Annotated in this window: 10 protein-coding genes; 7 read left to right on the top strand and 3 right to left on the bottom strand. The window is 69.3% G+C overall.

Features of this window, described 5'->3' with window-relative positions; genetic code table 11:
* Window positions 1-103 precede the first annotated feature (103 nt).
* From purF to IU476_RS16240, 5 genes are all read left to right on the top strand, one after another.
* Entirely contained in the window at window positions 104-1,693 is a 1,590-nt protein-coding gene (gene purF / locus IU476_RS16260) for an amidophosphoribosyltransferase (protein WP_195101055.1), read from the top strand.
* 356 nt (window positions 1,694-2,049) lie between these two features.
* On the top strand, window positions 2,050-3,603 hold the full coding sequence (locus IU476_RS16255) for an ABC transporter substrate-binding protein (RefSeq protein WP_195101947.1): 1,554 nt from the start codon (window positions 2,050-2,052) through the stop codon (window positions 3,601-3,603).
* Window positions 3,604-3,686: 83 nt separating this feature from the next.
* On the top strand, window positions 3,687-4,700 hold the full coding sequence (locus tag IU476_RS16250; RefSeq protein WP_195101946.1) for an ABC transporter permease: 1,014 nt from the start codon (window positions 3,687-3,689) through the stop codon (window positions 4,698-4,700).
* The gene (locus tag IU476_RS16245; RefSeq protein WP_438944021.1) at window positions 4,701-5,684 is read left to right on the top strand and encodes an ABC transporter permease; all 984 of its coding nucleotides are present in this window, start codon (window positions 4,701-4,703) and stop codon (window positions 5,682-5,684) included.
* Window positions 5,677-7,359 (top strand): ABC transporter ATP-binding protein, encoded by a 1,683-nt coding sequence (locus IU476_RS16240; RefSeq protein ID WP_195101054.1) that lies wholly within the window; start codon window positions 5,677-5,679, stop codon window positions 7,357-7,359. Before IU476_RS16245 ends, IU476_RS16240 begins: the two co-directional genes overlap by 8 nt.
* A 125-nt stretch (window positions 7,360-7,484) precedes the next feature.
* Here the strand turns inward: IU476_RS16240 and IU476_RS16235 are convergent, their stop codons facing one another.
* Window positions 7,485-8,465 carry an AraC family transcriptional regulator gene (locus IU476_RS16235; RefSeq protein WP_195101053.1) on the bottom strand — a complete coding sequence of 327 codons (981 nt, stop codon included), beginning with the start codon at window positions 8,463-8,465 and terminating at the stop codon, window positions 7,485-7,487.
* A gap of 221 nt (window positions 8,466-8,686) precedes the next feature.
* On the opposite strand from IU476_RS16235, the gene IU476_RS16230 reads away from it, so the two are divergent.
* The gene (locus IU476_RS16230) at window positions 8,687-9,232 is read left to right on the top strand and encodes a cupin domain-containing protein (protein WP_195101052.1); all 546 of its coding nucleotides are present in this window, start codon (window positions 8,687-8,689) and stop codon (window positions 9,230-9,232) included.
* Between the two features lie 55 nt (window positions 9,233-9,287).
* Here IU476_RS16230 and IU476_RS16225 read toward each other — a convergent pair whose 3' ends face one another.
* Both IU476_RS16225 and IU476_RS16220 read right to left on the bottom strand, forming a co-directional pair.
* Window positions 9,288-9,899, bottom strand: coding sequence for a TetR/AcrR family transcriptional regulator (locus tag IU476_RS16225; RefSeq protein ID WP_195101051.1), 612 nt, complete (start codon window positions 9,897-9,899; stop codon window positions 9,288-9,290).
* Complete coding sequence (locus IU476_RS16220) at window positions 9,886-10,755, bottom strand: alpha/beta fold hydrolase (RefSeq protein ID WP_195101050.1); 870 nt, start codon at window positions 10,753-10,755, stop codon at window positions 9,886-9,888. The genes IU476_RS16225 and IU476_RS16220 overlap by 14 nt, the downstream gene beginning before the upstream one ends.
* A 193-nt stretch (window positions 10,756-10,948) precedes the next feature.
* On the opposite strand from IU476_RS16220, the gene purM reads away from it, so the two are divergent.
* Complete coding sequence (gene purM / locus IU476_RS16215) at window positions 10,949-12,049, top strand: phosphoribosylformylglycinamidine cyclo-ligase (protein ID WP_195101048.1); 1,101 nt, start codon at window positions 10,949-10,951, stop codon at window positions 12,047-12,049.
* Window positions 12,050-12,303: the final 254 nt, after the last annotated feature.

Genomic DNA, 12,303 nt, shown 5'->3' with positions numbered 1-12,303 from the left:
GTAGCAGCAAACGCCCTGCCACCCGGGTGATGCGGCGCGAGGTTTCGCGGGGATGACCCGTAGAATGATCACTGCCCCCCGCCCGCCGAACAGGGAGCAAACGGTGACCCACGCCGATCTGTCGGTCAGCAGCGAAAACCTGCTAACAACGCCCTCTCCGGAGCAGCCCGAGAACGAGCCGCGCGAGGAGTGCGGAGTCTTCGGTGTGTGGGCTCCGGGCGAGGACGTGTCCAAGCTCACCTACTACGGTTTGTACGCCTTGCAGCACCGCGGTCAGGAGGCGGCCGGCATCGCCGTCGCCGACGGATCGCAGGTGCTGGTGTTCAAGGATCTCGGCTTGGTGAGCCAGGTGTTCGACGAGCAGACGCTGGCCGCCATGCCGGGCCACGTCGCCATCGGCCACTGCCGCTACTCCACCACCGGCTCGGTCACCTGGGAGAACGCCCAGCCGATCTTCCGCACCACCGCTGTCGGCACCGGACTCGCGCTGGGCCACAACGGCAATCTGGTCAACACCGCCGAGCTGGCCGCCCGGGCCCGCGAGTTGGGGCTGACCAGCGGCCGGCTGTCCGGCGGCTCGATGGCGGCCACTTCCGACTCGGACGTGATGACCGCGCTGCTGGCGCACGCCGCCGCCGACAAGAGCATCGAGCAGGCGGCGATGGAGCTGCTGCCCACCCTGCGCGGCGCGTTCTGTCTCACCTTCATGGACGAGCACACCCTCTACGCCGCCCGCGACCCGCACGGGGTGCGCCCGCTGTGCCTGGGCCGGCTCGACCGCGGCTGGGTGGTTGCCAGCGAGACCGCCGCCCTCGACATCGTCGGCGCGTCCTTCGTGCGCGAGATCGAGCCGGGCGAACTGCTGGCGATCGACGCCGACGGCGTGCGCTCGCTGCGTTTCGCGAATCCCGAACCCAAGGGCTGCGTCTTCGAGTACGTCTATCTGGCCCGGCCGGACAGCACCATCGCGGGCCGCTCGGTCTACGGCACCCGGGTCGAGATCGGCCGCCGCCTGGCCGGCGAGCACCCGGTGGACGCGGACCTGGTGATCCCGGTGCCGGAGTCGGGCACGCCGGCCGCGGTCGGCTACGCGCAGGGCTCGGAGATCCCCTACGGCCAGGGCCTGATGAAGAACGCCTACGTCGGCCGCACCTTCATCCAGCCGAGCCAGACCATCCGCCAACTCGGCATCCGGCTGAAACTGAATCCGCTGCGCGAGGAGATCCGCGGCAAGCGGCTCGTCGTCGTCGACGATTCGATCGTGCGCGGCAACACCCAGCGCGCGCTGATCCGGATGCTGCGCGAGGCCGGCGCGCTGGAGATCCACGTGCGCATCGCCTCCCCGCCGGTGAAGTGGCCGTGCTTCTACGGCATCGACTTCGCTTCGCGCGCAGAGCTGATCGCCAACGGCGCCGGTCCCGACGACACCGAGTCGCTGGACGAGATGGTCGAGAACGTGCGGCGCTCGATCGGCGCCGATTCGCTGGGCTACATCTCGATCGACGGCATGATCGCCGCCACCGAGCAGCCCCGCACCCGGCTGTGCTGCGCCTGCTTCGACGGCAACTACCCGATCGCGCTGCCCACCGAGGCGGCCGTCGGCAAGAACGTGCTGGAGGGCATCCTCGGCGGCAAGAGCGAGTCGGAACTGTTGAGCGACAACGCGAACGCGAGCGCGCTGAGCCGTCCCTGAGGAGCGTCCGGCCGGCCACATGGCCGAACTCTTGCAACATTGTGTCAGCCCGGTCCTGGTAATTCGGGGCCGGGCTGACGCATTCGTCGGCGTTTCCGGCGTAGCGTGACCGCCTTTTGACACATTTTTGCTACGAGAGACCCTGATTGTTGCGAAACGCAACATATTTGCAACGGCCCGGCGGTACTGTCCCCGCCATAACCGAAGTTCACCGTGACGCGCCCGGTCTGTGATCCAGCCTCCGGGTGCGCCGCGCTGCGAGATGAGGGACAGTCATGCGGTTTTCGGCGACACCGGCGTCGACGGCTCGAAGGAGCCGAGCGGGCGGCCGAGTGAAAGGCGTTGCGGCGGTAGGGATGGCGGGCCTGGCGCTGCTCGCCGTGGCGGGGTGCGGTGCCGGCCGCACCGGCGACGGCGAGGGCGGCGGCCTGGTGATCGGCACCACCGACCGGATCTTCACCCTGGATCCGGCGGCCGCCTACGACCAGGGTTCCTACGTTCCCGAGACGCAGATCTACCAGCACGTCATGAATTTCGCGCCCGGCCGGACCACGCCGGAGCCCGACGCCGCGGAGAAGTGCGAGTTCACCACGCCCACCGTGTACACCTGCACGTTGAAGTCGGGGCTGAAGTTCGCCAACGGAAATCCGTTGACCGCCAAGAGCGTCAAGTTCTCCTTCGACCGGATGCTGAAGATCAACGACCCGAACGGCCCGGCCTCGCTGCTCGGCAATCTGGACCACACCGACGCCCCCGACGACCGCACGGTGGCGTTCACCTTGAAGAACGCCAACGACCAGACCTTCCCGGCGATCCTGCCCACCCAGGCGGGCCCGATCGTCGACGAGGCGGTCTTCCCGGCCGACAAGATCATGGACGACGACGCGGTCGTCAAGGCCAAGGCGTACTCCGGGCCGTACACGATCACCAGCTACGACAAGAACAAACTGGTGGAGTACCAGGCGAATCCGGACTACCACGGCATCCTCGGCACGCCGAAGACCGCCTCGGTGTCCACCAAGTACTACGCCAGCGGCGACAACCTCAAGCTCGAGATCCAGAACGGCAATATCGACGTCGCCTACCGCAGCCTGAGCCCGACGGATCTGGAGTCGCTGCGCGGCAGCGACAAGGTCGAGGTGCACGAGGGCCTCGGCGGCGAACTGCGCTACATCGTGTTCAACTTCCACACCATGCCCGGCGGCACGCCAGAGCAGAAGCTGGCCGTGCGCAAGGCCGTGGCCGCCGGGGTGGATCGCGAAGCGTTGTCCAGCGCGGTGTACAAAGGCACCTACACCCCGGCCTATTCGTCTGTGCCACAGGGTTTTCCGGGGGCCATAGAGCCGTTCAAGGACCTCTACGGCAGCAAGCCGAACAAGGAGCAGGCGGCCAAGTTCCTCGCCGACGCGGGCGTCGCGGCGCCGGTCGAGCTGAACCTGCAGTACAACCCGGACCACTACGGCGGCTCCAGCTCCGAGGAGTACGCGGCGATCAAGAGCCAACTGGAGGCCACCGGGCTGTTCAAGGTCAACCTGCAGTCCACCGAATGGGTGAGCTACCAGCGCGAACGGGCCCGCGACGGCTACCCCGTGTTCCAGATGGGCTGGTTCCCGGACTATCCGGACCCGGACGACTACCTGACCCCGTTCTTCGCGCCGAACAACTTCCTGCAGAACCACTTCGAGGATCCGGCCATCACCGCGCAGCTGACCGCGGAGGTGACCCAGCCCGACAAGGCCAAGCGCCTGGCGATCATCGAGCAGGTGCAGCGCGACATGGCGGCCAAGCATCTCTCGATCGTGCCGCTGCTGTCCGGTAAGCAGATCGCCGTCACGAAGAAGGGCGTCGAGGGCGCGGAGGACACCCTCGATCCGTCCACCAAGTTCCGTTACAGCGTGCTGAGCAAGTGACCGCCGCGACCACCGAGCAGGAGCCGCACACCCCGGCTCCTGCTCCTCGAACTACGCAGCGCCGCAGTGGATCCCGCTACGGGGTGCTGCTGCGCTACCTGGGTGTGCGGCTGCTGCTGATCGTGCCGACGGCCTGGATTCTGGTGACGGTCGTGTTCTTCCTGATGCGGGTTGTGGGCGACCCGATCAGCGCCGCGCTGGGCGGTCGGCTGCCGCCGGACCAGATCGAGGCACGCAAGGAGGCCGCGGGGCTCAATCGTCCTGTCCTCAGTCAATATTGGGACTATATCTCGGGATTGGCGCGCGGCGACTTCGGCCGCTCCACCGACAACCGGGCCATCGGCGACATCATCGTCAGCTACGGCGCCGCGACGCTGGAACTGGTGTTCTGGTCGCTGCTGGTGGCGTTCGTGGTCGGAGTTCCGTTGGGCCGCTACGCCGCTCGGCGCCGGGACAAGGCGGCGGACGTGGGGCTGCGGCTGTTCGGGATCCTGGTGTACGCGGCACCGGTGTTCTTCGTCGGCCTGCTGTTGAAGCTGGTCTTCGCGGTGCGGCTGGGCTGGCTGCCGGTGGCCGGGCGGGCGAGCACCAATGTCGAACTGGCACTGCAACATGTCTCGCCGAAGACCAACATCCTGACCGTCGACGCGATCCTGTACGGCGATCCCGGCTACCTGCTCGACGTGCTGAAACACGCGGTGCTGCCCGCGGTCGCGCTGGGACTGCTGACCGCCGGCGTCTTCCTGCGCCTGGTGCGGATCAATCTGATCCAGACCTTGCGCAGCGATTTCGTGGACGCCGCCCGCGCGCGTGGACTGTCGGAGCGAACGGTGGTGGGCCGGCACGCCTTCCGCAACGCGATGATCCCGATCGTCACGGTGATGGGCATGCAGATCGCCATGATGCTCGGCGGCGCGGTGCTCACCGAGATCACCTTCGAGTGGAAGGGCCTCGGCTACCAGCTCGCGCAGTACCTGCAGGCCCGCGATTTCATCGCGGTGCAAGGGATCGTGGCCTTCCTGGCGCTGGTGGTGGCGGTGATGAGCTTCCTCGTGGATCTCGTCGTCGCGCTGATCGACCCGAGGGTGAGGTTCTAGATGACCGCGCCTGAACTGATGGCCGAACCGGTCGTGGTGCCACCCGTGGCGCGCCGCGGCATCCCCGGCCTGCGGCTGTTCGCCATGACCTCCGGGCTGCAGCGGGTGACGCTGATCGCCGGACTCGGGTTGATCGCCCTGTTCGTGCTCGTGGCACTGTGCGCGCCGCTGCTCGCGCCGTACGGATTCGCCCAGATCTCCTCGGACGGAGTGGATTTCGCGCGGCAGCAGGCGCCCTCGGCGCAGCATTGGTTCGGCACCTCGGTGCGCGGTGAGGACGTGTTCTCCCGCGTGCTCTACGGTGCCCGCACCGCGCTGTGGGTGATCGCGGTGTCGCTGGTGCTCTCGCTGATCGTCGGTGTGCCACTGGGATTGGTGTCGGGCTATCTGGGTCGCTGGGTGGACCGGGTGCTCACGTTGTTCATGGATGCCCTGTACGCCTTCCCGACGCTGCTGCTGGCGATCGTGGTGTCGATCGTGGTGGCGGGCGGCAATTCGTCGAGCTTCGGCGGGGTGCTGTCGGCGGCCGTGGCGATCACGGTGATCTTCGTGCCGCAGTACTTCCGGGTGGTGCGCAACGCCACGCTCGCGGTGAAGCACGAGCCGTACGTGGACGCCGCGCGGGTGACCGGTGCGCCCGTGGGGCGAATCCTGTTCCGACACATCTTCCCTAACGTCACCCAGTCGCTGCCCGTGATCATCACGCTGAACGGGTCCGAGGCGATTCTCACCCTGGCCGCGCTGGGCTTCCTCGGTTACGGCATCGAACCCACCCAGGCCGCGGAATGGGGCTACGACCTGAACAAGGCGCTCGCCGACGTCTCCAACGGAATCTGGTGGACGGGTGTATTCCCCGGCGTCGCAATCGTTTTGGTGGTGCTGGGGATGACGCTGGTGGGGGAGAGCCTCAACGAGGTGCTCAACCCGCTGCTGCGCACCCGCCGTGCCGCCACCGCCGCGCCGAAGGAGGACACCGGTGACTGAGACCGCGGAACGCGCCACCGCCCTGGCCGTCGAGTCGCTGTCGGTGACCTTCGCCACCGACGCGGGCGCGGTGCACGCCGTGCGCGACGTGTCCTACGAGGTGTTCCCCGGCGAGGTGCTGGCCGTCGTCGGGGAGTCCGGATCGGGCAAGTCGGTGAGCTCGCGCACGGCGATGGGCCTACTACCCGCGACCGCCCGGGTCGAGGGCCTGGTCACCGTCGGGGGCCACGCCGTCACGGCGATGACCGACAAGCAGCTCACCGCGTTGCGCGGCGGGGCGATCTCGATGGTGTTCCAGGAGCCGGGCGCGGCTCTGGATCCGCTGTTCACGGTCGGGTTCCAGCTGGCGGAGGCATTGCGCGCGCACCGCGGGCTGGGTCGCAAGCAGGCCCGGACCCGCGCGATCGAGCTGCTCGGCACCGTCGGCCTGCCCGACCCGGAGCAGCGCGTCGACTTCTACCCGCACCAGCTTTCCGGCGGGCAGAAGCAGCGGGTGATGATCGCCATCGCCATCGCGTGCGAGCCGAAGGTGATCATCGCCGACGAGCCGACCACCGCGCTGGACGTCACCGTGCAGGCCGAGATCCTGGAGCTGCTGCGGGATCTGCGCGACCGGCTCGGCAGCGCCATCGTCCTCATCACCCACAACATGGGCGTGGTCGCCGACCTGGCCGACCGGGTGGTGGTGATGCGTGACGGGCGCGTCGTCGAAACCGCCCCGGTGGAAAGGCTTTTCGCCGATCCGCGGGAGCAGTACACCCGCGATCTGCTGGCCGCGGTCCCGCACCTGGGCGCGGGACCGGCACCGAGCGACGGGATCGGCGAGCCGGAAACCGCGGCCGAGACGGTGCTCGAGGTGTCGGGGCTGGTGGTGGAATTCCCTGGCGCGCTGGGCCGTCCGGCCTTCCGGGCGGTGGACGGGGTGGATCTCACCATCGCCCGCGGCGAAACTTTGGGTCTGGTAGGCGAATCCGGCTCCGGCAAGACCACGCTGGGCCGTTGCGTGGCGGCGCTGCAACGACCGACCGCGGGCACGATCACGGTGCTCGGCACGCCGCTGACGGGCCTGTCGGAACGGCGGCTGCGGCCGCTGCGCAAGCGGCTGGGCTTCGTCTTCCAGGACCCCGCGACATCGCTGAACCCGCGGCTGACCGTCGGGCAGTGCGTGGCCGAGCCGCTGGTGGTGCATCGCGCCGCCAACGGGTCCGCCCTGCGCGCCCGGGTGCGCAAGCTGCTGGACGACGTGCAGCTGCCGGCCGACGCCGACCAGCGCTATCCACACGAGCTGTCGGGCGGGCAGCGGCAGCGGGCCAGCCTGGCCCGCGCGCTGGTGCTGAATCCGGATCTGCTCATCGCCGACGAGCCGACCAGCGCCCTGGACGTCTCGGTGCAGGCGCGGGTGCTGGAACTGTTCGCGCAACTGCAACGCGAATTCGGCTGGGCCTGTCTGTTCGTCAGTCACGATCTCGCGGTGGTGGACCAGCTCGCGGATCGAATCGCGGTGCTGCGCAACGGGTCCGTCGTCGAGCAGGGCACCCGCGACGAGATCCTGCGGCAGCCGACGCAGGAGTACACCCGGCGCCTGGTCGCCGCGGTCCCGGTGCCGGACCCGGTCGAGCAGCGCCGCCGCCGTGCCGCGTCGGCCCCACTTTTCGCCGCCGATCCCAGCGGGTAATCCCGATCCGGTTGTGTCGTCGCGCAGTCTCGGGGACGTGCCGACGACACAACATCCAGGCGGGCACCCGGCCGGTCGGTGCCGGACGTCGACCGGGTGCTCGCCACTCCCGCCGCGGATACGGATCAGCCGGCGGCGCGGTTCAGCGGGACGGGTGCCGCGTGCCCGCCGGATTCGTGGCGGAGCTGGCCCGGCGTGATGTCGAAGCGTCGGCGAAAAGCCTTGGTGAAGCTACTGATCGAGGCGAAACCGAGGTCCGCGGCAATGGCGGCGATGCTGCGGTGCCCGTAGGCGGGGTTGCGCAGGCGGTCGCGCGCCACCCGCAGGCGCGTCTCGCGGATGACCTCACTCGGGGTGGTGCCGGTCGCGCGGAACGCCAATTGCAGCTGCCGCGGTGACCAGCCGAGCGCACCGGCGACGCGCGCGACACCGAGGTCCGGTTCCATCGCGTGGTCGTGGATGTAGCGGCGGGCGCTCGCCTCCACCTCGGCCAGCCGGGCCGGCGCGCTCGCCGGTGCGCCCAGCAGCTGCAGGCAGAGCAGATCCACCAGCCGCTCGGCGACCGCGTCGACCGCCTCGTCGGTGAGCGCCGCGCTTTCGGCGTACAGGCTGCCGATCATGCCGGCGGCCACCCGCCCGAGCCCGGTCGTGAGATCCAGCGGCCGGGCGGGCACCGGGACGCGGTGCAGACGATGGCGGATCTCGCGCCGCGGAACGGTGACGATCAGCCCGCGGCCGCCGTCGGACATCGACATCGCGAAGGGGCGGTCGATGGCGACCAGGGCCGCGAAACCCGGTGCCAGCGTGCCCTTTTCGTCCGCGGAGTCGAAGCCGATCCGCCCGGCGAGCGGAACGACGAGCCGGTAGTCGTCGTCGGGGTCGGCGCGGATGAGCTTCGGGTCGCGACGGTAGGTGACGGCGTCCGATTCCCACCCGACGAGCTGATAGGCGGCGGTGCGCCGGAGCCGGGTGTGCCCGTGAAAGTCGGTGCGGCACGGGAATTCGTAGCCCAGCCGGCAGTGGTAGGAGTCGATCAGGTGCGCCCAGTAATCGGCTCGCTCGCGGGGATCGACCGCGCGCGTCGTGGCTGCTTCGGCGACGGCCATGCGCACTCCTCCGATTCGGCGGACATCGGTGGTCCGGGCGCCGGGCCCGACTCGGACGAGCTTACGGCCGCGCGGCTCTGCGCATGCGGACAACGCCCCTGCGTCGCGGGACAAGCCCACCCGGCCGACCGGCGGATACCGTCCGGAGAGCCGGCGCCCGGTGGGTCGGCGCGGCATTCGATTCCGGCCCGCTCGGCCGGCCGAGGCATTCAGGAGTTCACATGCGCAGGATCGTGGTCGGCGACGACGGGGCCGGTCGGGGACGGGTACTGGCCGACGAGCGGGTCGAGCCGCTGACGCTGGCGCTGCTACCCGGCGCCGAGCTCTATCGGATCTGGGAACTCGACGAACTGCCCGAGCTGCCGGTCGACCGGCTGCCGCCTGCTGCGCGGACCAGCTACTTCCCCGGGCCGGGCGGCGTGCGTTTCGGATTCATCTCCGTCCCACCGGGATTGAGCTATGAGCCCGACGCGGAGCTGTCCGAGGAACAACTGGCGGCCGTCGCGGCGGACGCGGAGGCGAAACTGCCCGGCATGATGGCGGCCTTCGATCCCGCCGCACCCGGCATGCACCGCACCGCGAGCATCGACTACATCGTGGTGCTCTCCGGACAAGGGCGGATGCGCCTCGGCGACGGCGTGGACGTCTCGTTGCGGCCCGGTGACTGTGTGATCCAGAACGGCACGCCGCACGCGTGGTTCAACGACGGCACGGAGCCGTTCGTCTTCGCCTACGCCCTGTGCGGTGTCGACGATCGCACGGCGTAGGCACAGCCATGAGCGGTTGCCGCGGCCGTCACGTGTTCGGCGCGGGGCGTCGTGGTCAGCCGCCGGGTTGGCGGAGGATCCCGCTGATCAGTAAGAGGAGGCACTGTTCGGCCTCGAGGCGGGCGGTGTCGGGGTCCTCGGCGTGGGCGACGATCATGCCCGCCTCGGTGACGGCGCTGAGGACGAGTTTGCTCAGGACGTGGACCGGTACGGGGACGGCCAGGCCGGCGTCGACGGCCCGGCGCAGCTGGTCGGTGATGAGCCCGAGGCCGTGGCGGGCCTCCATCTCGCGCCAGCCCTCCCAGCCCAGCACGGTCAGGCCGTCGGACATGGCGATCCGCACGGTTTCGGGGCGGCGGCTGATCTCCAGGAAGGTGCGCAGGCCCACGGCCATCGCCGCGAGCAGATCGCCGGGATAGGGAAGTTCGGCGATGGCGCGGGCGATCTCGGCGGTGTTCTCCGCCTCCAACTGTTCGAGCACGGCCAGGAACAGGCCGCGCTTGTCGCCGTAGTGGTGGTGCAGCGCGCCGCGGGTGACCCCGGCCGCGGTGACGATCTCCTCGGCCGAGACGTTCGCGTAGCCGCGCTCGGCGAACAGCCGGCGTCCGGCGTCCTCGAGCGCGGCCCGGGTGGCGCGCGAGCGATCCTCCTGACTACGGCGTGGCATGCAGCCGAGTGAACTCCACGATCAACTCGGTGAGCAACTCCGGCCGGTCCTCGGCGCTGAAGGTGTAGGAGTCCTCGATCAGCCGCAGCGTGGCGTCCGGCAGGTCGCGCGCCAGCCGCTCGGCGAACGCGAGCTTGAACGCCTTGTCCTCGGGCGCCCACGCCAGCAGCACCGGCAGGTCCAGCGACGGGAACCGTTCCGCGGCCGCGAGGGTGTAGCGCTTGTGCACGCCCCGCACGAACCGCAGCAGATCGGCCCGGATCGCCGCGGACTGCCGGCTCGGCAGCAGATAGGAGTCCGCGATCTCCGGCGGCACCGGGCGCTTGGTCACCAAACCGAACGCGATCGGCAGTCGCTGCGCGGGCCGGAATCGCATGAGCTCCAGCAGACTTCGCACCAGGCCGGGCACCGCCGCCAGGCGCGGCAGCGGCGTGAACGGCTGGGGGAAGAACTTGTCGTAGGCATCGCAGTTGGTCAGCACGACCCGGCCTACGCGGGAACGGTCGCGGGTCAGCATGATCTGCGTGATCGCGCCGCCGGTGTCGTTGGCCACCAAGGTCACATCACGCAGGTCCAGCCGTTCGAGAAACTGGGCGATGAGGTCGGCCGCGCCGGTCGGGGAGAGGTCCGCGCCGGGCACGGGGATCGAGTGCGCGCCGAACGGCAGATCCGGGGCGAGGCAGCGGTGCCCGGCGGCGGCCACGCCCGGCACCACCTTCCGCCACAGGTCGGCGTTGACCAATAGGCCGTGCACGAACACCACGGGCGCGCCGGAGCCCGTGTCGTGGTAGCGGATCCGGGTGCCGCCCGGCAGTTCCGCCTCGTGGACCGGGCCGAGTGCGCTGCTGATTCCCATGTCGTGCCTTCCGCAGAGGTGTGGTCGCGATGCGCTCAGATTCACATACATACCGTATGTATGTCAACGGCGGTCGCCCGAAATCGCCCGATTCGTCGAGCCGAGAAGGCAATACCGGTGCAGTCCCGTTATCCGGCTCCGGTAGCGTGAGCAGGCATCTATCCGCCGATTCGGTTTGGAGCTTTCCCCGAAAATGACTGAGCAGACCCCGACTGGTGCCGGTGTGGACGGCCTTGGCGCCGGTGCTTCGTACGCCGCGGCCGGCGTGGACATCGAGGCCGGTGACCGCGCGGTCGAGCTGTACGCGCCGCTCGCCAAGAAGGCCACCCGCCCCGAGGTACAGGGCGGCCTGGGCGGCTTCGCCGGACTGTTCGCGCTCAAGGGTGACTACACCGAGCCGTTGCTCGCGTCCTCCACCGACGGGGTCGGCACCAAGATCGCGGTCGCACAGGCACTGGACAAGCACGACACCGTCGGACTGGACCTGGTCGCCATGGTCGTCGACGACCTCGTGGTGTGCGGCGCCGAACCGCTGTTCCTGCAGGACTACATCGCCGTCGGCAAGGTCGTGCCCGAACGGATGGCACAGATCGTCGCAGGCATCGCCGAGGGCTGCGTGAAGGCCGGCTGCGCGCTGCTCGGCGGCGAAACCGCGGAACACCCGGGACTCATGGGCCCCGACGACTACGACATCTCGGCCACCGGGGTCGGCGTCGTGGAAGCCGAAGCGGTGCTCGGGCCCGACCGGGTGCGGCCCGGCGACGTCGTCATCGCCATGGGTTCCTCCGGACTGCACTCCAACGGATACAGCCTCGCTCGGCACGTGCTGCTCGACATCGATCGGATGTCACTGACCGGGCACGTCGAGGAATTCGGGCGGACCCTTGGTGAGGAGTTGCTGGAGCCCACCCGGATCTACGCCAAGGACTGCCTGGCCCTGGTCGCCGAGACCGATGTGCGTACCTTCGCGCACGTCACCGGAGGCGGGCTGGCCGGGAACCTGGCGCGGGTGCTGCCCGCGGGGCTGGTGGCCGAACTCGACCGGGGGACTTGGAATCCCGCGCCCGTGTTCAAGATGATCGCGCAGCGTGGGCGGGTCGAGCGGGTGGAGATGGAGAAGACTTTCAATATGGGGGTGGGGATGGTGGCTGTGGTGGCGCCTGAGGATGCTGAGCGGGCTTTGGCGGTGCTTACGGCTCGGCATATTGAGTGTTGGACGTTGGGGGCGGTTAAGAAGGCTAAGGATAGTGAGGGGGTGCGGGCGGTTTTGGTGGGGGAGCATCCGCGGTTTTGAGGGGGGTGGGGGGTTGGGGTTGGGGGAGTTGGGGTGGGGAGTGAGGGTGGGGATAGGGCTGGTTGTGTGGGGGGAGCGAGGCTGGGTTGTGTCGGCGTTGGGCGGAGGTTCGGGGCTGTGTTTTTGGCCTTCGCTTCGCTGCGGCGGGTTTTCGGCGCCTGAGTCTCGGTTTTCGGGTGCCGCCGCTTGCTCCTTCGTCGCGGCGCGGCGGCACCCGAAAACCGAGACGCGCCGAAAACCTTGGGGGTTGGCCT

The sequence above is a fragment of the Nocardia blacklockiae genome, assembly GCF_015477355.1.
Classification (GTDB): domain Bacteria; phylum Actinomycetota; class Actinomycetes; order Mycobacteriales; family Mycobacteriaceae; genus Nocardia; species Nocardia blacklockiae.
This window is presented reverse-complemented; position numbering and strand designations above follow the sequence as displayed.

Excerpts from the sequence above, each read along its gene's own strand:
- IU476_RS16245 (WP_438944021.1), top strand. The coding sequence starts at position 4,701 with ATGACCGCGCCTGAACTGATGGCCGAACCGGTCGTGGTGCCACCCGTG.
- IU476_RS16255 (WP_195101947.1), top strand. The coding sequence starts at position 2,050 with ATGGCGGGCCTGGCGCTGCTCGCCGTGGCGGGGTGCGGTGCCGGCCGC.
- IU476_RS16235 (WP_195101053.1), bottom strand. The coding sequence starts at position 8,465 with ATGGCCGTCGCCGAAGCAGCCACGACGCGCGCGGTCGATCCCCGCGAG.
- purM (WP_195101048.1), top strand. The coding sequence starts at position 10,949 with ATGACTGAGCAGACCCCGACTGGTGCCGGTGTGGACGGCCTTGGCGCC.
- IU476_RS16225 (WP_195101051.1), bottom strand. The coding sequence starts at position 9,899 with ATGCCACGCCGTAGTCAGGAGGATCGCTCGCGCGCCACCCGGGCCGCG.
- IU476_RS16220 (WP_195101050.1), bottom strand. The coding sequence starts at position 10,755 with ATGGGAATCAGCAGCGCACTCGGCCCGGTCCACGAGGCGGAACTGCCG.
- IU476_RS16230 (WP_195101052.1), top strand. The coding sequence starts at position 8,687 with ATGCGCAGGATCGTGGTCGGCGACGACGGGGCCGGTCGGGGACGGGTA.